This is a genomic window from Bradyrhizobium sp. WYCCWR15520 (genome assembly GCF_056174665.1).
On record NZ_JBWBWM010000044.1, the window covers coordinates 38,580 to 61,334 of the forward strand.

Annotated in this window: 18 protein-coding genes; 6 read left to right on the forward strand and 12 right to left on the reverse strand. The window is 63.5% G+C overall.

The annotated features are described in order from the left end of the window. Nucleotides 1-65: 65 nt before the first annotated feature. The 12 genes from AC0QUY_RS35215 to AC0QUY_RS35270 all read right to left on the reverse strand — a co-directional run bounded on the left by AC0QUY_RS35215 (nucleotide 66) and on the right by AC0QUY_RS35270 (nucleotide 13,842). On the reverse strand, nucleotides 66-953 hold the full coding sequence (locus AC0QUY_RS35215; protein ID WP_475390620.1) for an ABC transporter permease: 888 nt from the start codon (nucleotides 951-953) through the stop codon (nucleotides 66-68). 3 nt (nucleotides 954-956) lie between these two features. Next, on the reverse strand, nucleotides 957-1,898 hold the full coding sequence (locus AC0QUY_RS35220; protein ID WP_475390622.1) for an ABC transporter permease: 942 nt from the start codon (nucleotides 1,896-1,898) through the stop codon (nucleotides 957-959). A gap of 28 nt (nucleotides 1,899-1,926) precedes the next feature. Then, nucleotides 1,927-3,438, reverse strand: coding sequence for an ABC transporter substrate-binding protein (locus tag AC0QUY_RS35225; RefSeq protein WP_475390623.1), 1,512 nt, complete (start codon nucleotides 3,436-3,438; stop codon nucleotides 1,927-1,929). Nucleotides 3,439-3,461: 23 nt separating this feature from the next. Further along, nucleotides 3,462-4,568 carry an ABC transporter ATP-binding protein gene (locus tag AC0QUY_RS35230; protein WP_475390625.1) on the reverse strand — a complete coding sequence of 369 codons (1,107 nt, stop codon included), beginning with the start codon at nucleotides 4,566-4,568 and terminating at the stop codon, nucleotides 3,462-3,464. Continuing rightward, a complete protein-coding gene (locus AC0QUY_RS35235; RefSeq protein WP_475390627.1) occupies nucleotides 4,565-5,554 on the reverse strand; it encodes an ABC transporter ATP-binding protein in 990 nt (329 codons plus the stop codon). Before AC0QUY_RS35235 ends, AC0QUY_RS35230 begins: the two co-directional genes overlap by 4 nt. Next, nucleotides 5,551-6,261, reverse strand: coding sequence for a DUF1028 domain-containing protein (locus AC0QUY_RS35240; protein ID WP_475390629.1), 711 nt, complete (start codon nucleotides 6,259-6,261; stop codon nucleotides 5,551-5,553). The genes AC0QUY_RS35235 and AC0QUY_RS35240 overlap by 4 nt, the downstream gene beginning before the upstream one ends. 16 nt (nucleotides 6,262-6,277) lie before the next feature. Beyond that, nucleotides 6,278-8,083, reverse strand: a complete 1,806-nt coding sequence (locus AC0QUY_RS35245; RefSeq protein ID WP_475390631.1) for a gamma-glutamyltransferase family protein — start codon at nucleotides 8,081-8,083, stop codon at nucleotides 6,278-6,280. Nucleotides 8,084-8,186: 103 nt separating this feature from the next. Then, entirely contained in the window at nucleotides 8,187-9,185 is a 999-nt protein-coding gene (locus AC0QUY_RS35250; RefSeq protein WP_475390633.1) for an ABC transporter ATP-binding protein, read from the reverse strand. Then, a complete protein-coding gene (locus AC0QUY_RS35255; RefSeq protein ID WP_475390635.1) occupies nucleotides 9,182-10,180 on the reverse strand; it encodes an ABC transporter ATP-binding protein in 999 nt (332 codons plus the stop codon). The genes AC0QUY_RS35250 and AC0QUY_RS35255 overlap by 4 nt, the downstream gene beginning before the upstream one ends. Continuing rightward, nucleotides 10,177-11,148 carry an ABC transporter permease gene (locus tag AC0QUY_RS35260; RefSeq protein WP_475390637.1) on the reverse strand — a complete coding sequence of 324 codons (972 nt, stop codon included), beginning with the start codon at nucleotides 11,146-11,148 and terminating at the stop codon, nucleotides 10,177-10,179. Before AC0QUY_RS35260 ends, AC0QUY_RS35255 begins: the two co-directional genes overlap by 4 nt. 12 nt (nucleotides 11,149-11,160) lie before the next feature. Beyond that, nucleotides 11,161-12,141 (reverse strand): ABC transporter permease, encoded by a 981-nt coding sequence (locus tag AC0QUY_RS35265; RefSeq protein ID WP_057854029.1) that lies wholly within the window; start codon nucleotides 12,139-12,141, stop codon nucleotides 11,161-11,163. Nucleotides 12,142-12,246: 105 nt separating this feature from the next. Beyond that, on the reverse strand, nucleotides 12,247-13,842 hold the full coding sequence (locus tag AC0QUY_RS35270; protein ID WP_161852878.1) for an ABC transporter substrate-binding protein: 1,596 nt from the start codon (nucleotides 13,840-13,842) through the stop codon (nucleotides 12,247-12,249). Between the two features lie 196 nt (nucleotides 13,843-14,038). On the opposite strand from AC0QUY_RS35270, the gene AC0QUY_RS35275 reads away from it, so the two are divergent. The 6 genes from AC0QUY_RS35275 to AC0QUY_RS35300 all read left to right on the forward strand — a co-directional run bounded on the left by AC0QUY_RS35275 (nucleotide 14,039) and on the right by AC0QUY_RS35300 (nucleotide 22,548). Beyond that, entirely contained in the window at nucleotides 14,039-15,292 is a 1,254-nt protein-coding gene (locus AC0QUY_RS35275; RefSeq protein WP_475390639.1) for an NAD(P)/FAD-dependent oxidoreductase, read from the forward strand. A gap of 97 nt (nucleotides 15,293-15,389) precedes the next feature. Further along, nucleotides 15,390-15,641, forward strand: coding sequence for a DUF6489 family protein (locus AC0QUY_RS35280; RefSeq protein ID WP_057839511.1), 252 nt, complete (start codon nucleotides 15,390-15,392; stop codon nucleotides 15,639-15,641). Between the two features lie 66 nt (nucleotides 15,642-15,707). Continuing rightward, nucleotides 15,708-16,442, forward strand: coding sequence for an esterase/lipase family protein (locus tag AC0QUY_RS35285; protein WP_475390647.1), 735 nt, complete (start codon nucleotides 15,708-15,710; stop codon nucleotides 16,440-16,442). A gap of 155 nt (nucleotides 16,443-16,597) precedes the next feature. After that, nucleotides 16,598-18,142, forward strand: a complete 1,545-nt coding sequence (locus AC0QUY_RS35290; protein WP_475390641.1) for a WS/DGAT/MGAT family O-acyltransferase — start codon at nucleotides 16,598-16,600, stop codon at nucleotides 18,140-18,142. A gap of 9 nt (nucleotides 18,143-18,151) precedes the next feature. Continuing rightward, nucleotides 18,152-19,147, forward strand: a complete 996-nt coding sequence (locus AC0QUY_RS35295) for an alpha/beta fold hydrolase (protein WP_475390643.1) — start codon at nucleotides 18,152-18,154, stop codon at nucleotides 19,145-19,147. A 161-nt stretch (nucleotides 19,148-19,308) separates the two neighbouring features. Then, on the forward strand, nucleotides 19,309-22,548 hold the full coding sequence (locus AC0QUY_RS35300; RefSeq protein ID WP_475390645.1) for a bifunctional cytochrome P450/NADPH--P450 reductase: 3,240 nt from the start codon (nucleotides 19,309-19,311) through the stop codon (nucleotides 22,546-22,548). Nucleotides 22,549-22,755: the final 207 nt, after the last annotated feature.

Consider the following 22,755-nt stretch of genomic DNA (forward strand, 5'->3'; position numbering starts at 1 on the left):
CCGAGAAGGTCGCCGCTTCGCGTAAATAAACTGTGCATCTCGAAGTTGCGATTTGACCAATGTGCCTACCTTTCCCGCGGATCCAGCGCATCGCGCAGGCCGTCGCCGACCAGATTGAACGACAGCACGACCAGGAAGATCGCCAGCCCCGGCCAGATCGCCATCCACGGCGCGTTGGTCAGAAAGCGCTGCGCGGCATTCAGCATGCTGCCCCAGGACGGTGCGGGCGGCTGTTGGCCGAGGCCGAGGAAGGACAACGCGGCTTCCGCGATGATGGCGGCGGCGATCGACAGCGTCGCCTGCACCAACAGCGCCGGCATGATGTTGGGCAGGATGTGAAACAGCGCGATGCGCCAGCGCGGATTGCCCATGGCGCGCGCGGCCTCGACATAGTCCTCCACCTTGACGCTCATGACCTGGCCGCGGGTCAGCCGCACGAAGATCGGCGTCGCCGATATGCCGATCGCGATCATGGCGTTGCCGAGGCTGGGGCCTAAAAATGCAGCGAGTGCAATGGCGAGGATCAGGAACGGGCAGGCCAGCATCGCATCCGTGATGCGGCTGATCAGGGCGTCGATGAAGCCGCCGCGATAGCCCGACAGCAGGCCGAGCGGCACGCCGATCGACAACGCGATGCCGACTGAGATGGCGCCGGCCAGCAGCGACGCCCGCGCCCCATAGATCACACGGGCAAGAATATCGCGGCCGAGTTCGTCGGTGCCGAACCAGTGCAGCGCGGAAGGCGGCTTGCGCACCAGCGACCAGCTCGTCGCGATCGGTTCATAAGGCGAGATCAGCGGCGCAAACAGCGCGAGCAGCACGAAAGCGCCGATCACGACGAGGCCAGCCACCGCGCCCTTGCGCTTGAACAGCCGGCGCAGCGCGCGTCGCGCCGGGCTCTCCAACTCGTCGGATGCGGCCAACTTTATCGTGCCGAGGGCAGCGTCGGTCATGGCCTAGGCCCTCAGCCGGGGATTGACGAGCACATAGGCGATATCGGCAATGAGATTGAGCGTGATGTAGATCGTCGCGGTGGTCAGCACGACGCCTTGCACGACAGCGTAGTCGCGGTTGAACACGGCGTCGACGATCAGCTTGCCGAACCCCGGAATCGAGAAGATCTGCTCGGTCAGCACCGCGCCGGACAACAGCGTGCCGAGTTCAAGCGCGCCGAGCGTGATCACCGGCGTCAGCGCGTTGCGCATGGCGTGCTTGAGAATGACCGAGCGTTCCAGAAGTCCCTTGGCGCGGGCGGTGCGGACGTAGTCGCTTTCGAGCACCTGCAGCATGGCGCTGCGGGTGTGCCGCATCAGGATCGCGGCAATTGCATTGCCCAAAACGAAAGCCGGCATAATGGTGGAGGCGATACTAGCGCGAAAATTCTCGGTCAGCGGCACATAGCCCGACGCCGGCAGCCAGCCGAGCTGGATCGAGAACAGGAAGATCAGCATGATGCCGAGCCAGAAGTTCGGCGTCGAGATCCCCCACAGCGCGAAGAAATTGGCGCCGTAGTCCCAGGCCGTGCCTTTCTTCACCGCCGATACGATGCCGGCGGGAATGCCGATCAGGAAGGCAATGACGATCGCCATCGACGCCAGCTGCATCGTCACCGGCAGTTTTTGCGCAATCAGTTCGCGCACCGGCACCTTGTTGCGCAGAGATTCGCCGAAATCGCCCGACAGCACGCCCTTGACCCAATAGACGTACTGGACAGGGACCGGCTGATCGAGCCGGTACTGCTGACGGATTTGCGCGATGACGTCGGGGTCGCGCTCCTCTCCCGCCATCACCAGCGCCGGATCGCCCGGCAGCAATTGCTGCAGCGAGAAGATCAGGACCGACACGAAGAACAGCGTCGGGATGAGCTGGACGATGCGCCGCGCGAGGAAGTTCAGCATGGCATGGTCCGTATACCGGATGCACCACTCACTTCAGCTTCAACCCGACCACGCGCACAAGCCCGTCCGGCATCTGCTTGTAGCCTTCGAGCTTCGTCGTATGCGCGATCAGGATGCGGCGGTGATAGATGTAGAGCAGCGGCTTCTCGTCGAGCACGATCTTCGCCAGCTTCTCATAGATCGCCTTGCGCTGCGCCTGATCGGTGACCAGGCGGCCTTCATCGAGCGCCTTGTCGGCGTCCTTGTTGGACCAGGCGCTGTAGTTCTGCGGCGCGTCGGTCTTCTGGAAGATATAGGAATTGCCGTCCGGATCGATCCGGCCGCTCCAGGCCAACAGATAGGCCTGGTATTCTCCGGCCTCGGCCTGCTTCAGCGAGGTCGCGAACTCGGTGACCCTGAGCTTCATGTCGAAACCGGTCTCCGCGGCCATCGATTGGATTACCTGCGCGGCAGCCTCGGTTTCCGCGCCCTTCGACACCATGAAGTCGACGCTGACCGGCGTCGTGACGCCTGCTTCCTTCAACAGCGCCTTGGCCTTGGCGACGTCGCGCTTCGGCACCGGGAAGGCCTTTTGGTAATAGGAATGATCCGGATTGATCCACTGGTTTCCGGGCTTGAATTCGCCGTTGGATACCACCTCGCTGATCGCCTCGCGGTCGAGCGAGAGGTCGAGTGCCTGGCGCACCTTGGCGGACTGGCTGAGCGGCCCCTTGGCCTTGTCCTTGCCGACGTTCAGCGTCACGCCCTGATAGCCGAGCTCGATTGCGGTTGAGAGCCTGAGTTTCGAATCGCTCTTGACTTCCTTGATGTCGGTCGCGAGCAGGCGTTCGATCAGATCAAGGCCGCCGGATTTCAAATTGGCAAGACGGACCGTCGCGTCCACCAAAGGCAGATAGACGATGCGGTCGATATGGATATTGTCCTTGTTCCAGTAGTCGGCGAACTTCTCGAACACCATGCGGTCCTGCTGCACGCGTTCGACGAATTTGTAGGGGCCGGCGCAAACCGGGCGCAGGCCGAACTTGTCGCCGGCCTCTTTGGCCGCCTTGGGCGACACCATCATCCCGGCGCGATCGGTGAGCTGCGCAACCAGCGGCGAGTAGGGCGCCTTCAATGCCAGCTTGATGGTGAGGGGATCGACGACGTCGATCCGATCGACCGCCGCCAGCTCCGGCTTTCGGAACGAGCCCGGCAATGTCAGATGACGCTCCAGCGAATACTTGGCGGCCTCGGCATCGAAGGCCTCGCCGTCGTGAAACTTGACGCCGGGCCGGAGCTTGATGGTGACTTCCTTGCCGTCGGCCGATGTCTCGTGGCCCAGCGCGAGCTGCGGCACGATATTGAGCTTGTCGTCGATATCGAACAGCTTGTCGCAGAACGATGCAAACACGATCCGGCCCACGTAAGTGCGGGCCATGGTCGGGTCGAGGATATCGGGGTCCTCGGCGAGCCCGATCCGCAGCGTGGTCTGGGCCTGAACATTTGCCGGAAGCGACAGCAGCAGCGCCGCCGCAGTGACTGCCAAACGAAAGATTTTCATTGCTGCCATCCCCTTATCCACGATTACGCAATTGGCTGTGTCCCTGACATGTCAACCCCGGCGCGGCCTGCACCTTCCGTGCCACCGCTGAAGGCGGCGACCAGTTTTTCCAGCACCGGCGAAAAATCGCCATCGGCGGGAACGATGGATTCGGATGCCGGCAACTCGGCTATACGGTGACACGCCGTGGCGTGGCCTGTGCCGTCGGCGAGCAGGGGCGGAACCTCGGTGCGGCAGCGCGCGATGACGTAGGGGCAACGGGTATGGAAGCGGCAGCCCGAAGGCGGATTGAGCGCACTCGGCATCTCGCCCTCCAGCACGATGCGGCTGCGTTTGGCCTGCGGTTTGGGCACGGGGATAGCAGACAGCAGCGCGCGGCTATAGGGATGCCGTGGCGCGGCGAACAGCGCGTCAGCCTTCGCGGTCTCGACGATGCCGCCGAGATTCATCACGGCGACGCGGTCGGCGATGTGCTTCACGACGGCCAGATCGTGGGAGACGAAGATGTAGGCGAGACCGAGCCGGTCCTGCAGGTCGCGCAAGAGATTGAGGATCTGCGAGCGGATCGAGACGTCCAGCGCCGATACCGGCTCGTCGCAGATGATCAGTTTCGGCTCCACGGCGAGCGCCCGCGCAATCGCAATGCGCTGGCGCTGGCCGCCGGAAAATTCGTGCGGATAGCGGCGGGCGAAGCGCGGCTCCAGCCCGACCAGCCGCAACAGCTCTTCTACCCGCTCGCGCCGCCGCGCGGTCGGCACCAGATCGTGCAACGCCAGCGGCTCGCTTAGGATCTGGCTCACCGTCATGCGCGGATTCAAGGAGGCGTAGGGGTCCTGAAAGATGATCTGCGCATCGCGGCGGAAGGCGCGCAACTGGTTGGCGTTGAGGGCGCCGAGGTCGCGGCCTTCAAAGCGAACAGTGCCCGCATCCGGCTCGATCAGCCGCAGCACCAGCCGGCTTACGGTAGACTTGCCACAGCCGGATTCGCCGACCAGCGCCAGCGTCTTGCCGGCCTCAACGGTGAAGCTGACGCCGTCGACCGCCTTCACATGTGCCGTGGGCCGGCCGAATACCGAACGCGCGGCGACGAAATGTTTTACCAGACCTTCGACTTCGAGAAGGGCGGTCATGACACCAGCCGCTCCAGCGGCGCACGGATGCAGCGCGAGGCGTGGCCGGGACTGACGATCGCCAGCGACGGCGGCGCGGCGGTGCAGGGCTCGACGACAAACGGACAGCGCGCGGCGAAGCGGCAGCCGGGCGGCGGATTAGCCATGTTCGGCACCATACCCTCGATGGTCGCCAGATGCGAGGCACGGCGATCGAGCCGCGGGATCGAGCCGAGCAGGCCGACGGTGTAGGGATGCTGTGGATTGGCGAAGAGTTCGTCGACCGGTGCGCGCTCGACGATCTCGCCGGCATACATCACCGCCACCTCATCGCAGACTTCGGCGACCACGCCGAGATCGTGGGTGATCAGGATGATCGCGGCGCCGCTGGCGGCCTTCAGCTCACGCATCAGGTCGAGGATTTGCGCCTGCAGCGTGACGTCGAGCGCGGTGGTCGGCTCGTCCGCGATCAGAAGGCGGGGGTCGCAGGCCAGCGCCATCGCGATCATTACGCGCTGGCGCATGCCGCCGGAGAGCTTGTGCGGATATTCGTCAATGCGCTTGTCGGGCGAGGGGATGTGCACGCGCCGCAACAGCTCGATGGCGCGGTCGCGCGCCTGCCGCCGCGACCCGCCGCGATGGCGCAAAATCGTCTCGATGATCTGGTCGCCGATGGTAAAACTCGGGTTGAGCGAGGTCATCGGCTCCTGAAAAATCATCGCAAGCCGGTTGCCGCGCAGATCGCGCAGCGTGTCGTCGGGAACGTCGAGTAGATCAAAACCGTCGAAGCGGATCGAACCCGAGACTTCGGCGGAGCGCTTCGACAGCAGCCCCATGATCGCGAGCGAGGTCACGCTCTTGCCGCAACCGGATTCGCCGACGAGGCCGAGCGTCGCGCCGTTGGCGACGCTGAGGTCGACACTATCCACTGCGTGGGTGGTGCGGCCATCGTCGCCATGGAAGACGACGCGTAGTTTCTCGATCTCGATCAGCGGGCCCGCGGTCATGCCTTGCCCGTGGTCGCGGCTTGAACGCTGGCGTCAATGACCGCGCGGTCGGTGATCCCGGCCGGGTTCTTCCGTGTCGGCAGGAAGGGACGGAAATGCACCCAGCGCTCACGGCTGACCTGTTCGAGACGTTCGAGTTCGGCAAGCGGATCGGTGTGGTCGTCAACGCGTAGGTCGAGATCGGACCATTCCTCCTCGCCATGGATCAGAAGCGCGGCGGATTGCTTGCCGCGCTTGTCGCCGCCGGCGGCTTCACCGGCTTTCATCGCCGCGATCAGCCGTTGCGCAAAGGGCAGGGCGGCGTTGGCGGCATAGGTTTTGGCGGTGTCGTCGAGCACGGCGGCGCCGGTCAGCATATTGCCGGCGAGGGAAAAACCGTCGCCCTGGATATTCCCGCACCAGTCGACACATTCGCGGCCGGTGTGCGCGGCAATGCGGCCCTTGATATCCATGACATGGAGCTGCCGGGCCTCGCGGCCGTCATCCGTGGCGATCAGCGTATCGATCACCTCGCGCGGGCTGCGCCCTTCGCGGAGCAGCTTCACGCCGTCGATCCCGTAATAGGGATTGACAAGGGCCTGCGTGGCGATGCCGCCGATGCCGGGGACGATATGCGGCACGCGCGCGCCGACCGCAAAAAACCGGGTTGCGACGGCGATGCCGATCTGGCCGGTTGCGGGATCGCAGGCGATGATCGACCAGGTCATCTTGTCTCTTCTCTAATTATCGTCCAGCCGCGTAGCCCTGCATGCCCCGGGGATTGGCGGCGGCGCGGCGGCGGCGGCCGACCCTGGAGGCTGCGGTGAGGCGGCCTTCCGACCATTCGGGACCGATCTCGACGACATGGCCGCGGCCCTTCAGCGTATCGACAGTCGCCTTCGGCACGCGGCTTTCGAGGACGAGCACGCCGGGGCGCGCGGTGCGCGGCCAGAACGAGATCGGGAAATGTTCGGAATGCCAGGCCGGCGCGTCGATCGCTTCCTGCAGGTTCAGTTTGGCGTGGACATGCCGCAGGAAGAATTGCGTGGTCCATTGGTCCTGCTGATCGCCGCCGGGCGATCCCCAGGCCATATAGGGTTCGCCGTCGCGCAGCGCCATGGTGGGCGAGAGCGTGGTGCGCGGGCGCTTGCCCGGCGCCAGCGCGGCCGGGTGATCTTCCTCCAGCCAGAACATCTGCGCGCGGCTGCCGAGACAGAAGCCGAGCTCGGGAATGACCGGCGAGGATTGCAGCCAGCCGCCGGACGGCGTCGCCGAGACCATGTTGCCGGCCTGGTCGATGATATCGAAATGCACGGTGTCGCCGCGCACCTCGCCGAAGCGGCCGACGGTCGGCTCGCCCGCGCCCATGGCGCCGACCGCCTCGCGATGGCCTTCGGCACGGCGCAGCTTGACGACCGAGCCAAAACCTTCCACCGAACCCGGAATGAAATCGAGCGAGGCCTTGTCTCTCGAGACCAGCTTGCGGCGCTCGTCATTGTAGGCGTCCGACAACAACGTCGTGATCGGGATGTCGGTGAACTTGGGATCGCCATAAAATTTCTCGCGGTCGGCGAAGGCGAGTTTGGCGCATTCGATCTGCAGATGGATGAAGTCGGGACCGGCCGGATCGAGCCCGTCGAGCTCAAAGCCTTTCAGCAGCGCGAGCTGTTGCAGCATCACCGGACCCTGGCTCCAGACGCCGGGCTTGCACACGGTGTAGCGGCCATAGTCATAAGTGAGCGGCGCCTCAACGGTCGGCTGCCAGCGCGCCATGTCGTCGGCGGAGAGCACGCCGCGATGCGGCGAGCCAGAGACGTCCATCACTTCCTGGGTGCGGGAGAATTTGTCGATCGCTTCCGCCACAAAACCCTGCGACCAGGATTGTCGCGCGCGCTCGATTTGCGCCACGCGGTCGCTGCCCGCGCTCTCCGCTTCTTTCAGGATGCGGGCATAGGTTTCCGAGAGTTTCGTGTTGGTGAAGAGCGTGCCCGGCCGCGGCACTTCATTGTTCGGCAGATAGACCGCCGCCGATGTCGTCCAGTGCTTCCTGAACAACTGCTCGACCACCTGGATGGTTGCGGACGCGCGCTCGACCAGCGGATAGCCGTTACCGGCATAGGCAATCGCGGGCTCCAGCACATCGCGCAGCCGCATCGTGCCGTAATCGCGCAGCAGCAGCATCCAGGATTCGAACGTGCCGGGCACGCAAGCCGCGAGCAGGCCGGTGCCGGGCACCATCTCCAGGCCTTCGCTCTTGTAATGCGCGATGGTGGCCCTTGCAGGCGCGGGACCCTGGCCGCAGATCACCTCGGTGCGCCCGCGTTTGACGTCGTGGACGATGATCGGCACGTCGCCGCCGGGACCGTTCAGATGCGGCTCCACGACCTGCAGCGTGAAGGCGGTGGCGACGCCGGCATCGAACGCATTCCCGCCTTTTTCCAGGATGCTCATACCGACAGCAGTCGCGATCCAGTGGGTGGAGGTGACCACGCCGAAGGTGCCTTCGATTTCCGGTCGAGTGGTGAAGGGATCGGGATTGATGTTGCCCATGGGAGTCCAATGCCGTGCTGGTATCGCGATGCCGGCGCACTTGACCACAGGCGAGGCCGAATGCCAACCAGTGGCATGCCACGCATTGCACCCATTCCCGTGGTCATACCACGGCGGCAGTCTCAACCGGATGGTTGACGGCGTGGCAGGCGACGCCGTCGATCAGGGCGGGCGCTTCCTTCCGGCAGAGATCGAACGCCAGCGGGCAGCGCGGGTTGAAGGCGCATCCCGGCGGCGGGTCGATCGGATTGGGAATCTCGCCCTTGACCGGAATCCGCTGGCGGCCGGACATCGCCAGATCAGGAACGGCGCCCAGCAGCATCTTGGTGTAGGGCATCCGCGGATTGGCGAACAATTCGCGGCCTTCGGCAATCTCGACGATACGGCCGAGATACATCACGCCGATCCGGGTCGCCATGTGCCGGACCACGGCAAGGTTATGGCTGATGAGGAGATAGGTCAGGCCGAACTTGTCCTGCAGGTCGCGCATCAGATTGAGGATCTGCGCCTGCACGGAGACGTCGAGCGCCGAGGTCGGCTCGTCGCAAACAATGAATTCGGCATCCGAGGCCAGCGCGCGCGCAATCGCGATGCGCTGGCGCTGCCCGCCGGAGAATTCATGCGGATATTTCAGCCCGTCGTCCGGATGCAGGCCGACGAGACTCAATAATTCGCCGACCCGCGAGCGAATGTCGCGCTCGCCCTGGATCAGGTCGAAGGCGCGGATCGGCTCGGAGACGATGGCGTCGACCCGGAAGCGCGGATTGAGGCTCGCATAGGGATCCTGAAAAATCATCTGGATACGGCGGCGCAACCGCTGCCGCGCCTGGGCCTGCCTCGGATTCGTCATCGACACGCCGTCGATGACGACTTCGCCCGAGCTCGGTGGCAGCAATCCCACCACCATCCGCGCCACGGTGGTCTTGCCAGAGCCGGACTCGCCGACGAGGGCGAATGTTTCGCCCTTCCGGATGTCGAAGGTCACGCCGTCGACCGCCTTCAGAAATTCCAGATGGCCGCCTTCTAGAACGCGGTTGAGCCACGGTTTCGAGACGTCGAATACGCGGCGCAGGTTTCTCACATCGACGTAGGAGGCCGTCATGCCGCGGTCTCCTTCGCGGCTTCGTTGGGCGCCGTATCGTAGAGATGGCAAGCCACGGCATGCGACCCCTGCTTGAGCGGCTCCGGCCGCTCGACGCGGCAGCGATCGAACGCAAAGGCGCAGCGCGGATTGAACGAGCAGCCCGGCGGTATCGCTGACAGCCGCGGCATCGAACCCGGAATTTGCACCAACCGCTTCTCTTCGCCCGCAAGCGTCGGGATCGCGCCCATCAGGCCCTTGGCGTAGGGGTGCAGCGGATCCTGCACGACGTCCTGCACCGGGCCGATTTCGGCGATCCGGCCCGAATACATCACCGCGACGCGGTCTGAGGTCTCAGCGATCACGCCCATGTCGTGGGTGACCAGCATCACCGCCGTGCCGTGATCGCGTCCCAGCCGCTTGATCAGCGAGATGATCTGCGCCTGCACCGAGACGTCGAGCGCAGTCGTCGGCTCGTCGGCAATGATCAATTCCGGCTCGGCGCAGATCGCCAGCGCTATCACCACACGCTGGCGCATGCCGCCGGAGAATTCGTGCGGATAGGCGTCGATGCGTTTTTCCGGCGCGGGAATTCCGACCTCGGCCAGCAGATCGATCGCGCGCTTGCGCGCTGCGGTTTCCGACAGGTCCATGTGGGTCCTGATCGTTTCCACGATCTGGTCGCCGATCCGGTACAGCGGATTGAGGCTGGTCAGCGGATCCTGAAAGATCATTCCGATCCGCTTGCCCCGGATGCGGCGGATTTCTTCCGGCGGCAGATGGTCGATCCGCGTTCCCGACAGGTAGATCTCGCCGCCTGCAATGCGGCCGGGCGGATCGATCAGTCCGATTACGGCAAGGCCGGTGACTGATTTGCCGGCGCCGGACTCGCCGACCACGCCGAGCACCTCGCCCTTGGCGATGTCGAAGGACACGCCGTTGATCGCGCGCAGCGTGCTGCGGCGGGTGAGGAATTCCACCTCAAGATTGCGCACGGAAAGGACAGGAACGGTCATCGGAGCTTTGGATTGAGCGCGTCGCGCAGCCAGTCGCCGAGCAGGTTGATGGAGAGGATCAGCCCCGCCAGCGCGATGCCGGGGAAGGCGACGATCCACCATTCGCCGGCGAACAGATAGTTGTTGCCGATCCGGATCAGGGTGCCGAGCGAGGGCATGGTGTCGGGCATACCGGCGCCGAGGAACGACAGCGTCGCTTCGGTGATGATGGCAAGCGCCAGATTGATGGTCGCGATCACGAGGATCGGCCCCATCGTGTTCGGCAGCACGTGCCGCAACATGATCTTGGGCGCGGGCAGGCCGATCAACTGCGCGGCGGCGACATAATCCTTGCTCTTCTCGACCATGACCGAGCCGCGCACGGTGCGGGCATATTGCACCCAGAAGCTCAGGCCGATCGCGACCACCAGCACCGCCAGCGTGCTCATGGCGTCCAGCCGGTTACCGAACACGGACTTGGCAACGCCGTTGACCAATAGCGCGATCAGGATGGCGGGGAAGGTGAGCTGGACGTCGGCGATACGCATGATCAGCCCGTCGACCGCGCCGCCGACATAGCCCGCGACGAGGCCAAGCGTGATGCCGAGCGTGCCGGCCAGGATGACGCCGAGCACGCCGACCACGAGCGAAATCCGCAAGCCGTAGAGAATGGCTGAAAACACGTCGCGGCCCTGCTCGTCGGTGCCGAGCAGGAACGGGCTCTGGCCCTCGGCGGTCCACAGCGGCGAGATCCGGGAGTTCATCAATTGCAGTTGCGCCGGATCGAACGGGTTCTGCACCGACAATTGCGAAGCAAAGATCGCCAGCAGGAAGAACATGACGGTGACGGCGGCCGCGACCATCGTCATGCGGGAACGGCGGAACGAATAGAATATGTCGCTGTCGAGCCCGCGCTTCAGCCAGTTCGTTCCGGAACGCGCCGCTGCTGCGTTCGGTTCAACTCGGTGTGGGACGACGGCGTCGGACATCGGATCGCTCGCTTATGCCGGACGGCTGATGGTCGAGCGCAGGCGCGGATCGACGATGGTGTAAAGGATATCGACCACCAGATTGATGGTGACGAAGATCAGCGACACCATCAGCAGGTAGGCCGCCATGATCGGGATATCGACGTTTTGCACGGCCTGCACGAACAACAATCCCATACCCGGCCACTGGAAGACGGTTTCAGTGATGATGGCAAATGCAATAACCGAGCCAAACTGCAGCCCCGCAACGGTGATGACGGGAACCAGCGTGTTCTTCAGCGCATGGCCGAAATGAATGGCGCGCGTGGTCAGGCCGCGGGCGCGGGCGAAACGGATGTAATCGGTACGGAGTACTTCGAGCATTTCAGCGCGCACCAGCCGCATGATCAGGGTCATCTGGAACAGACCGAGCGTGATCGAGGGCATGATCAGCGCCTTCAGTCCGGACAGCGTGAGCAGTCCGGTAGTCCACCAGCCGATCCGCACCACGTCGCCGCGGCCGAATGAAGGCAACCAGCCCAGCGTCACCGAGAACAGATAGATCAAGAGAATGCCGATCAGGAAGGTCGGCAGCGAGATTCCGATCAGCGATACCGCCTGGAAGAATTTTGTGAGAATCGTATCGCGCCGCAGCGCCGAATAGACGCCCATCAGGATGCCGAACACCATGGCGAGAACGGTGGCGCAGGCGGCAAGCTCTAACGTCGCCGGCATCCGCTCCATCAGAAGGTTGGAAACCGGCTGACGAAATTGATAGGAGACCCCGAACTTGAACTGTACGGCGTTGCCGAAATAGCGCGCGAACTGAACCGGCACGGGATCGTCGAGCCCAAGCGACTTGCGTACCGCCTCGCGTTCGGCGGCTGGCGTATCCAGCGAGACGATCTGGTTGACGGGGTCGCCGGCGAAACGGAACATCGAGAACGCAATGACGCCGACCGCGATCATGACGCCGATGGCCTGGATAGCGCGGCGAAGAGTGAAAGCGAGCATGAATTCCTTTCACTGCTCTTTAGATGCGGCGGCGGACGTCGCTGTCGCCTCGATATAGAAAAGTCCCGGAAGCCATAAGCCGCCGGGACCTGTGTTGCAGCCCAATTAGTCCTGTTTGGTCGCCCAGTACAGCAGGACCTGATTGTCGGCGCGCTGGCTCAGCTTGACTTTTTTCGACACGCCCCACGCCAGCGCCTGCTGATGCAGCGGGATGTATGCGAAGTCCTTGGCGCCGATCGCGTAGGCGTCCTTGATCAGGAGATCGCGCTTGTTCATGTCGGACTCCTGCAGCACCTTGTCGGTGAGTTCGTCAAGCTTCTTGTTGCAGTAGCCGCCGAGATTGGCCTCGCCGCGCGCCGATTTCGGATCGTCGCGGCAGCCCATGATGTCAAACAGGACGTTGTGGGAATCGAGCGTGCCGGGGGTCCATCCGAGCAGATAGAACGAGGTCTGATAGCCGCCGGGCTTCAGCACCTTGGCGAAATACTGCGCCTTGGGCTGGGCCAGCAGCGTCACCTTGACGCCGATGCGGGCCAGCATGCCGACGACCGCCTGACAGATCGCGGCGTCGTTGACATAGCGGTCGTTGGGGCAGTCCATCGTGACTTCGAAGCCGTCGGGGTAGCCGGCTTCGGTCAAGAGCTTCTTGGCGCCGTCAGGATCGAGTTTCGGGCGCGTGAAGTCACCGGACAGCTTGAACAATTGCGGTGCGATCATCAGCGGCGAAGGCGTCGACAGGCCGCGCATGACGCGGGTCTTGATCAGTTCGATGTCGACGGCCTTGAAGAAGGCCTCGCGCACCTTGATGTCCTTGAACGGGTTCTTGCCCTTGACGTTGGAGTAGAGCAGCTCGTCGCGCACCTGATCCATGCCGAGGAAGATGGTGCGAAGTTCCGGTCCCTTCAGCACCTGGGCGTTCGGGCTGGAATCGACCCGCGTGATGTCCTGGATCGGAACCGGCTCGATGACGTCGACTTCGCCCGACAGCAGTGCGGCCACGCGCGTGGCGTCCGAGCCGATCGGCGTGAACACGATTTCCTTGAGGTTATGCTCCGGTTTGCGCCACCAGTTCGGATTGGCCTTGAACACGGTCTTGACGCCGGGCTGATGGCTTTCGATCGAGAAGGCGCCGGTGCCGTTGGCATTGAGCGAGGCGAAGCTCGGCGTCGTCGCCGCGGCGGGCGTGGGCTCGACGGCATTGTTCGCCTCGGCCCATTTCTTGCTCATGATGTACCAGGTATCCCATTGCGAATTGAGGATGGGATTGGGTGAGGTCAGGACGAAGTCCACCGTGTGGTCGTCAACCTTCACGACCTTGGCGTCGGAAGGAATGCGGGTCTGCAGATTCGAGCCCTTCTTGCGGACCCGTTCCGCCGAGAAAACGACGTCGTCGGCGGTGAAGGGGTCGCCGTTCTGGAATTTCACGCCCTTGCGCAGATGGAACCGCCAGCGGGTCGGCTCCGGCGTTTCCCAGCTCTCGGCCAGCGCCGGGATGATCTTCAGGTCCTTGTCGCGGGCGGTAAGGCCTTCGAAGACGTGAGCGAGATGGGCGTGGGTGGTGCTCTCGTTCAGCGTGTAGGGATCGAGCGACTTGAGGTCGCCCTGGTTGGCATAGCGCAGGGTCTGGGCCGATGCGGGCGCCATTGCCAGCGCAAGGATCGAAGCCGTGGCCGCTGCAAGCAAAGTCTGACGTACCGACATTTGTTCGATTTCCCCGCTTGATCAGCAATTTCTACAATTAGCCGCCGATATTGCCGACCCATGTTGCCAAAGTCCAGCCACCGCGCAAAGCACGATTTCCCCGCACTGCGTGCCGATTTGCGCGGCGGTGCGGCATTGACTAGTTTCACCTTAAGACGTGCGTGTAAGCACGTTACATTGAACTTTCGGAGTGCAGATGGCGGAACTGAAGGCCGACGTTCTCGTCCTGGGTGCGGGCATGGTCGGCGTCAGCGCCGCTTTGCACCTGCAGAAGCGCGGCCGGAACGTGGTTCTGATCGACCGGCACGACACCGCCGGCGAGGAGACCAGTTACGGTAATGGCGGATTGATCGAGTGCGCCTCGGTTTTTCCCTATATGTTTCCGCGCGACGTAGGCCAGATCCTGCGCTACGCTTTCCTTCGCGCGCCGCAGGTGAGCTATCATTTCAGGGACTTGCCGGCCTTCCTGCCGTGGCTGACGCGGTATTTCCTCGCTTCGTCGCCCAAGCGTGCACTGCACAGCGCGATGGCCGAATTGCCGCTGATCCAGCGCAGCCTGATCGAGCATGAGGCGTTGATTGCGGAAGCCAATGTGCCGGAACTGTTGCGGCGGACCGGCTGGATCAAGCTGTTTCGCTCCGAGGCGACGTTTGCGGATGCGGTACAGGATCTCAAGCGCGCCGGGCAGCATGGCGTCACCGGCGAGGTGCTGGATGGGCCTGCCATTATCGCGCGTGAACCGCATCTGACCGGCGATTTCTCCGGCGCCATCCATTTTCCCACGCCGGGATTTGTGCCCGACCCCGGCGGGCTGGCCAAGGCCTATGCGGCGTTGTTCGGCCGCAAGGGCGGGCGATATCTCGTCGGCGACGCCCGAACGTTGGAGCCGTCCGGCGGACGGTGGCGGGTGGCGACGCTGGAAGGCTCCATTACGGCGCGCGAAGCCGTGGTGGCGATGGGGCCGTGGTCGGACCAGGTGCTCCGGCCGCTCGGCTACTCGATCCCGCTGCAGGTCAAGCGCGGCTATCATCTGCACCTCAAGCCGCGCGGCAACGCGGTCTTGCGCCACCCCGTGCTGGACACCGATCTCGGCTATCTCTTGGCGCCGATGAACCGCGGCATTCGCCTGACCACCGGTGCCGAGTTTGCCCACCGCGATGCACCGCCAACGCCGGTCCAGGTCGAACGGGCGCTGCCGCGGGCGCACAAATTGTTCCCGCTGGGCGAGCCGGTCGACGCCAAGCCCTGGATGGGCGCGCGGCCCTGTCTGCCCGACATGCTGCCGGTCATCGGCAAGGCCCCCCGCCATGACGGGCTGTGGTTCGATTTCGGCCACCAGCACCATGGTCTGACGCTCGGCCCCGCCACCGGCCGCCTGCTGGCCGAAATGATGACCGGCGAGACCCCGTTTGCCGATGTCCGGCCGTTTGCCATCGAACGGTTTGGTTGACCATATCGGGAATGGAGGGGGCCGGGGACCGGGTCTTGTCCTTGCGTGACTCGGGACATCGTGGCGATACTGCAAGGAGCCAGCAAGAGGAGCGGTCATGAAAGTTAACGTCGAAATCGATTGCACGCCGCTGGAGGCCAGGCAGTTCTTCGGATTGCCCGACGTCTCGCCGATGCAGACCGCCGTGATGGACAAGATGCAGCAGCAAGTGATGGCCAACATCGAAAAGGTCTCACCGGAGTCGCTGATCCAAAGTTGGTTCACGTTCGATCCCAAGATCGCCGAGCGATTTCAGGACATGTTCGTGACCATGGCCGGCCTTGGCGGCATGACCAAGAAGGATAAGTAAGTGACGGTCGCGGAGAGCGCGGCTGCAACGGAGGAGCAAAGGCTTCGGCCACCCAGCCTGTTTCTGATGCTGGCCGAGACGAGGGCGCTGTTCGAACTGAACTCGAGCCTGTTGCTGTCGCCGCTCTTGATGCGCGCGCCGCGCGGCGACGGACATCCGGTGCTGACGCTGCCGGGCTTTCTTGCCAGCGATCTGTCGATGGCGCCGATGCGGCGCTACCTGAAAGAACTCGGCTACGACGCCTATGCATGGAACATGGGCCGCAATTTCGGCGGCGTTGCTTCCAAGCGGGGTGCGTTGCGCGAGCTCCTGCGGCGCATTCACGACCAGACCGGTCGCAAGGTCGGTCTGGTCGGCTGGAGTCTCGGCGGCGTCTATGCGCGCGATCTCGCGCTGCAGATGCCGGACATGGTGCGCTCTGTGATCACGCTCGGCAGCCCGTTTGCCAACGACATCCGGGCGACCAACGCGACGCGTCTGTATGAGGCGCTCTCGGGAGAGACGGTCGACGACAATCCGGAAATCCGTCAGGCGATCGCCGGTGACCTGCCGGTGCCAGCGACCTCGATCTATTCTCGGACCGACGGCATCGTGAACTGGCACACCAGCCTGTTGCGTCCTTCGGAAACCGCCGAAAACATCGAGGTGTACTTCGCTAGCCATATCGGGCTCGGCGTCAACCCCGCGGCATTATGGGCGGTGGCCGACCGTCTGGCGCAGGCGGAGGGCGAATTTAAGCATTTTGACCGATCAGGACCATTTGCCATTGCCTACGGCCCCCCTGAAAATGCACAATCGTAAGTTAAACGCCCTGAGCTAGGGCATGATCCCGAAACATCCCGCCCTGCAATCGATGCGGGATGGCTAGCGGTTTTCGGATATGCTCCAATAACAAAGACATTCCAGACGCCAGAAGCGCCGCCAAGGCGCCGCGTTATCTACTGCGGGAGGAAAGCATGGCGGACGCCAAGAAACTGTCTTCGCTGGACGCGTCGTTTCTGTATCTGGAAACGCCGGAAATGCCGATGCATGTCGGCAGCATGGCGATCTTCCGCCTGCCCGATGGCTACAAGGGCGACTTCTTCGAAGAGTTCAAGGCCATGATTGCCTCGCGGCTGCACATCGCGCCGATCCTGAAAGCGCGCCTGGAGAAGGCTCCGCTCGACATTGATCATCCCTCCTGGGTCGAAGACGATCAGTTCGACATCGACCGCCACATCTTTCGCGCCAGCCTGCCGGCGCCGCGCGATCGCGCGACGCTGGAACGCATCGTCGGCTGGATGCATGCAAAACTGCTCAACCGCGCCCGCCCGCTCTGGGAGTTCTATGTCTTCGAAGGCATGAAGGACAACGAGATCGGGCTGTACTCCAAGATGCACCATGCCTGCATCGATGGCGGCGCCGGCGCAGCTCTTACCAGCATGATCTACGACATCACGCCGGTGCCGCGTGAAGTCGAACCGCCGAGCGCGCGCAAGGTGGCGCAGGAGCCGCGCGACATCGCCGCCAACCTGATCGATTCCTACCAGCAGCTCTGGACCCAGCCGTTCGACGCCAAGGCGGCGCCAAAGAGTCTCGAACTGCCGCGTACGGGAAAGAGCGATCTCGGCTCGATCCTGTTCGACAACGCCATGTTCCAGATCGAAACCGCGGTGAAGTTCGCAAGCAGCGTGCCGACGGTGCTGAAGTCTCTCTCCGACGTGGTCGGCAAGATTTCCGATCCGAAATCGCGCGATAGTCTGGCCAGCATGGCCTCGCCGCCGACCATGCTCAACAAGACGATCTCGTCGGAACGCAGCTTTGCCGGCGTCTCGATCTCGCTGTCGCGCGCAAAGGCGCTGGCGAAGGCGTCGGGCGGCAAGCTCAACGACGTCGTGCTGGCGCTGTCTTCGGGCGTGGTGCGGCGCTACTTGCTCAGCCAGGGCGGTCTGCCGAACAAATCCCTGACCGCGGCGGTGCCGATCTCGCTGCGCGAGGAGGGCAATGCCGACGCCAACAACCAGGTGTTCGGCATGATCTGCTCGATTGCCACCAATATCGAGGATCCGAAGGGACGGCTCGAAACCATCATTGCGCAATCCACCAAGTCGAAGGAGATGTCGCATCCGCTGCGAGCGCTGATGCCGCAGGTCTCCAACCTCTCGATGCTGGGCGCGCCGATCGTGACCCAGATATTGGCGCTGCTCTACAGCCGTTCCAACCTTTCCGACGTGCTGCCGCCGGCAGCCAACATCACCGTATCCAACGTCCCCGGACCGCGGCAGACGCTGTATGCCGCCGGCGCAGAGCTCCTGCACATCTTCCCGGTGTCGATCTCGACGCATGGCATTGCGCTCAACATCACCGTGCAGAGCTACCGCGACCAGCTCGATTTCGGCTTCATCGCCGGCGCCAACATCATTCCGCATGTCCAGGTCCTCTGCGACATGCTTCCGGTCGAATTTGAAGCGCTGGAGGCGGCATACGCACCGCCGCCGAACATGACCAGTGCAGCTGAATAGGAAGTTGACATGATTGAAATGCCGCCGCTGCAGTTCGCCCAGGTGAACGGCATTCGCATGGGCTTCTACGAGGCGGGGCCCCAATCCGATAAGCCGCCGATCGTCCTCTGCCACGGCTGGCCGGAGCTGGCGTTTTCCTGGCGTCACCAGATCAAGGCCTTGAGCGAGGCCGGCATCCGCGTGATTGCGCCGGATCAGCGCGGCTATGGCGCGACCGACCGGCCTGAAGCGGTCGAGGACTACGACATCGAGCACCTGACCGGCGACCTCGTCGGCCTGCTCGATCATCTCGAGATCCGCAAGGCGATCTTTGTCGGTCACGACTGGGGCGGCTTCATCGTCTGGCAGATGCCGCTGCGGCATCTCGATCGCACCGCGGGCGTCGTCGGTGTCAATACCCCTCACATGGATCGCGCGCCGGCGGATCCCATCGAACTGTTCCGCATGCGCTTTGGCGACCAGATGTATATCGTGCAGTTTCAGGACCCGGCGCGCGAACCCGATCGAATATTCGGCAGCCGAGTCGAACAGACCTTTGATGCCTTCATGCGCAAGCCGGTGCCACGCCGCGACACTACGCCCGCAGACCAGCCGGTCGCCGGTGTTGGCGCCTCGCCCAGGCTCAACCTGGCGTTTCCGCAAATGATCGCCGGCTACGACGCCAAACATGATCCGCGCACGCCGATCCTGAGCCCGGAAGAAAAGAAGGTGTTCGTCGATACCTTCACGAAAACCGGGTTTACCGGCGGCATAAATTGGTACCGCAACATGTCGCGCAATTGGCAACGTTCGGAATGGCTGGACCACACCGTGCGGGTGCCATCGTTGATGATCATGGCCGAAAACGATCACGTGCTGCCGCCATCGGCCGCCGATGGCATGGAGAAGCTCGTGCCAGATCTGGAGAAGTATCTGGTACGCGACAGCGGCCATTGGACGCAGCAGGAAAAGCCGGACGAGGTCAGCAGCAAGCTGATCGAATGGCGCAGGAAAAGATTTGGGTAGGTCCGCATAACAAGCGGTCATTGCGAGCAGCGCAGCGACGAAGCAATCCATTCTTTCTTTTCGCCGAGCGATGGGTTGCTTCCGCCTTCGCTCTACGGGCTACGGCGGACAAGTCGCTTCGCTCGCAATGACGGTTGAGGCAGGCAGGAGATACTTCGACAATGGCGTCCCCTAACAAATTGAGTCCGATTCCGCATCCGCCGAAGAAACCTGTCGTCGGCAACATGCTGTCGCTGGATCCGAACGCGCCGGTGCAGCACCTGGTCAAGCTTTCCAAGGAGCTCGGGCCAATCTTCTGGCTCGACATGATGGGTGCGCCGATCGTCATCGCCTCCGGCCACGACCTGATCGACGAACTCTCCGACGAGAAGCGCTTCGACAAGACGGTGCGCGGCTCGCTGCGCCGGGTCCGCGCCGTGGGCGGCGACGGGCTGTTCACTGCCGACACGTCAGAGCCGAACTGGAGCAAGGCGCATAACATCCTGCTGCAGCCGTTCGGCAACCGCGCGATGCAGTCCTACCATCCGAGCATGGTCGATATCGCCGAGCAGCTCGTCAAGAAATGGGAACGGCTCAACCCCGACGACGAAATCGACGTCGTGCAAGACATGACGGCGCTGACGCTCGACACCATCGGGCTATGCGGTTTCGACTACCGTTTCAATTCATTCTACCGGCGCGACTATCATCCGTTCGTGGAATCGCTGGTGCGCTCGCTCGAAACCATCATGATGACCCGCGGCCTGCCGCTGGAAAATCTCTGGATGCAGAAGCGGCGCAAGACGCTGGCCCAGGACGTCCTCTTCATGAACAAGATGGTCGACGAGATCATCGCCGAGCGCCGCGGCAATGCCGAAGCCGCCGAAGGCAAGAAGGACATGCTCGGCGCCATGATGACCGGCGTCGACCGCACCACCGGCGAGCAACTGGACGACGTCAACATCCGCTACCAGATCAACACCTTCCTGATCGCAGGCCACGAAACCACCAGCGGCCTATTGTCATGCACGATCTACGCGTTGCTCAAGCATCCGGAAATCCTCAAGAAGGCCTATGAGGAAGTCGACCGGGTACTCGGGCCCGATATCAACGCAAAACCGACCTATCAGCAGGTCACGCAGCTCACCTACATCACGCAGGTGTTGAAGGAGGCGCTGCGGATGTGGCCGCCGGCACCGGCCTACGGCATCACGCCGCTCAACGACGAGACCATCGGCGGCGGCAAGTACAAGCTGAAGAAGAACACGTTCATCACGGTTTTGGTGATGGCGCTGCACCGCGACCCCAGTGTCTGGGGTCCGAATCCTGATGTCTTCGATCCCGAGAATTTCAGCCGCGAGGCTGAAGCCAAGCGCCCGATCAACGCCTGGAAGCCGTTCGGCAACGGCCAGCGCGCCTGTATCGGCCGCGGCTTTGCGATGCACGAGGCGGCGCTGGCGATCGGCATGATCCTGCAGCGCTTCAAGCTGATCGACCACCACCGGTACCAGATGCACCTGAAGGAAACGCTGACGGTCAAGCCGGATGGTTTCAAGATCAAGGTGCGTCCGCGCGCCGACAAGGATCGCGGTGCCTTCGCTGGCCGCGCTGCGGTCGCTGCCGCCGCCTCGAGCGCGGCGGCGCCGCAGGCGCGCACCCGCCCCGGACATAACACGCCGCTGTTGGTGCTCTACGGCTCCAACCTCGGCACCGCGGAAGAACTGGCAACACGGGTGGCAGACCTCGCCGAGGTCAACGGCTTCTCGACCAGGCTCGGCGCGCTCGATGATCACATCGGCAAACTGCCGAAAGAGGGCGCGCTGATGATCTTCTGCGCTTCCTATAACGGGGCGGCTCCCGACAACGCCACGCAGTTCGTCAAATGGCTGGACAGCGGCCTGCCGAAGGATGCGTTCGCCAAGGTGCGCTATGCCGTGTTCGGTTGCGGCAACAGCGACTGGGCCGCGACCTATCAATCCGTGCCGCGCATGATCGACGAGCAGTTGGCCGCACATGGCGCGCGCAGCCTCTATGGCCGCGGCGAGGGCGACGCGCGCAGCGACCTCGACGGCCAGTTCGAAAAGTGGTTCGCGGCGGCAGCGCCCGCGGCAATGAAGGAGTTGGGCGTCGATTCCAGCTTCGCCCGTAGCGCCGACGACGCGCCGCTGTACGCGATCGAACCGGTGGCGCCCTCCGCCGTCAACACGATCGTTACCCAGGGCGGCGTCGCGCCGATGAAGGTGCTGGTCAATTCCGAACTGCAGAACAAGGCCGGCGCCAATCCTTCCGACCGTTCGACCCGGCATATCGAGGTGGAATTGCCGCCCGGCATCACCTACCGCGTCGGCGACCATCTCAGCGTCGTCCCGCGCAACGATCCGGCGCTGGTCGATTCCGTCGCGCGCCGTTTCGGCTTCTTGCCGGCCGACCAGGTCAGGCTTCATGTCGCCGAAGGCCGCCGTGCGCAATTGCCGGTCGGCGATGCCGTTTCGGTCGGGCGATTGTTGACCGAGTTCGTGGAACTGCAGCAGATCGCAACCCGCAAGCAGATCCAGATCATGTCGGAACACACGCGCTGTCCCGTCACCAAGCCGAAGCTGCTTGCCTATGTCGGCGACGATGCCGCGTCCACGGAGCTTTATCGTTCGGACGTCCTCGCCAAGCGCAAATCGGTGTTCGATCTGTTGGAGGAGCATCCGGCCTGCGAACTGCCGTTCCACTGCTATCTCGAAATGCTGTCGCTGCTGGCGCCGCGTTATTATTCGATCTCCTCGTCGCCCTCGTCGGACTCGGCGCGGTGCAGCGTCACGGTCGGCGTGGTGGAAGCGCCGGCGAGTTCGGGACGCGGCGTCTACAAGGGCGTCTGCTCTAACTATCTCTCCGGCCGCCGCGTCGGCGATACCGTTCATGCCACCGTGCGCGAGACCAAGGCCGGCTTCCGTATGCCGGATGATCCTTCGGTGCCAGTGATCATGATCGGCCCCGGCACGGGGCTGGCGCCGTTCCGCGGCTTCCTGCAGGAGCGTGCGCATCGCAAGGCGCAAGGCGCCAAACTGGGGCCGGCGATGCTGTTCTTCGGCTGCCGCCACCCTGAACAGGATTTCCTCTATGCGGATGATTTGAAGGCCTTCGCCGCCGATGGCATCACCGAGCTGCACACCGCGTTCTCGCGTGCCGACGGGCCGAAGACCTATGTGCAGCACCAGGTGGCGGCGCAGAAGGACCGCGTCTGGAACCTGATCGAGCAGGGCGCAATCGTCTATGTCTGCGGCGACGGCGGCAAGATGGAGCCGGACGTCAAGGCCGCGTTGGTCGCGATCTATCGCGAAAAGTCGGGTGCGGATGCCGACGCCGGCCTGCGCTGGATCGACGACCTCGGCACCAAGAACCGATATGTGCTGGATGTGTGGGCGGGTGGATAGGTTCGTAGGGTGGGCAAAGGCGCTCTTGCGCCGTGCCCACCATTGTAACCTCGGCTTCGCTTGCAATGGTGGGCACGCTACGCTTTGCCCACCCTTCTGTAACGGGCCTCGATTAGTCAATCCCTTTGCGTTGTCCGCCCGCCGGGGTCTTGCTTCTGTACGGGGTCGGCGCAGGGCCGCCACCTGATGGGGTTGGAAGAGGATAGG

What these genes read in the sequence shown, in the direction of transcription:
- AC0QUY_RS35215 (WP_475390620.1), bottom strand. Translation starts at nt 953, where the DNA reads ATGACCGACGCTGCCCTCGGCACGATAAAGTTGGCCGCATCCGACGAG.
- AC0QUY_RS35220 (WP_475390622.1), bottom strand. Translation starts at nt 1,898, where the DNA reads ATGCTGAACTTCCTCGCGCGGCGCATCGTCCAGCTCATCCCGACGCTG.
- AC0QUY_RS35225 (WP_475390623.1), bottom strand. Translation starts at nt 3,438, where the DNA reads ATGAAAATCTTTCGTTTGGCAGTCACTGCGGCGGCGCTGCTGCTGTCG.
- AC0QUY_RS35230 (WP_475390625.1), bottom strand. Translation starts at nt 4,568, where the DNA reads ATGACCGCCCTTCTCGAAGTCGAAGGTCTGGTAAAACATTTCGTCGCC.
- AC0QUY_RS35235 (WP_475390627.1), bottom strand. Translation starts at nt 5,554, where the DNA reads ATGACCGCGGGCCCGCTGATCGAGATCGAGAAACTACGCGTCGTCTTC.
- AC0QUY_RS35240 (WP_475390629.1), bottom strand. Translation starts at nt 6,261, where the DNA reads ATGACCTGGTCGATCATCGCCTGCGATCCCGCAACCGGCCAGATCGGC.
- AC0QUY_RS35245 (WP_475390631.1), bottom strand. Translation starts at nt 8,083, where the DNA reads ATGGGCAACATCAATCCCGATCCCTTCACCACTCGACCGGAAATCGAA.
- AC0QUY_RS35250 (WP_475390633.1), bottom strand. Translation starts at nt 9,185, where the DNA reads ATGACGGCCTCCTACGTCGATGTGAGAAACCTGCGCCGCGTATTCGAC.
- AC0QUY_RS35255 (WP_475390635.1), bottom strand. Translation starts at nt 10,180, where the DNA reads ATGACCGTTCCTGTCCTTTCCGTGCGCAATCTTGAGGTGGAATTCCTC.
- AC0QUY_RS35260 (WP_475390637.1), bottom strand. Translation starts at nt 11,148, where the DNA reads ATGTCCGACGCCGTCGTCCCACACCGAGTTGAACCGAACGCAGCAGCG.
- AC0QUY_RS35265 (WP_057854029.1), bottom strand. Translation starts at nt 12,141, where the DNA reads ATGCTCGCTTTCACTCTTCGCCGCGCTATCCAGGCCATCGGCGTCATG.
- AC0QUY_RS35270 (WP_161852878.1), bottom strand. Translation starts at nt 13,842, where the DNA reads ATGTCGGTACGTCAGACTTTGCTTGCAGCGGCCACGGCTTCGATCCTT.
- AC0QUY_RS35275 (WP_475390639.1), top strand. Translation starts at nt 14,039, where the DNA reads ATGGCGGAACTGAAGGCCGACGTTCTCGTCCTGGGTGCGGGCATGGTC.
- AC0QUY_RS35280 (WP_057839511.1), top strand. Translation starts at nt 15,390, where the DNA reads ATGAAAGTTAACGTCGAAATCGATTGCACGCCGCTGGAGGCCAGGCAG.
- AC0QUY_RS35285 (WP_475390647.1), top strand. Translation starts at nt 15,708, where the DNA reads ATGCTGGCCGAGACGAGGGCGCTGTTCGAACTGAACTCGAGCCTGTTG.
- AC0QUY_RS35290 (WP_475390641.1), top strand. Translation starts at nt 16,598, where the DNA reads ATGGCGGACGCCAAGAAACTGTCTTCGCTGGACGCGTCGTTTCTGTAT.
- AC0QUY_RS35295 (WP_475390643.1), top strand. Translation starts at nt 18,152, where the DNA reads ATGATTGAAATGCCGCCGCTGCAGTTCGCCCAGGTGAACGGCATTCGC.
- AC0QUY_RS35300 (WP_475390645.1), top strand. Translation starts at nt 19,309, where the DNA reads ATGGCGTCCCCTAACAAATTGAGTCCGATTCCGCATCCGCCGAAGAAA.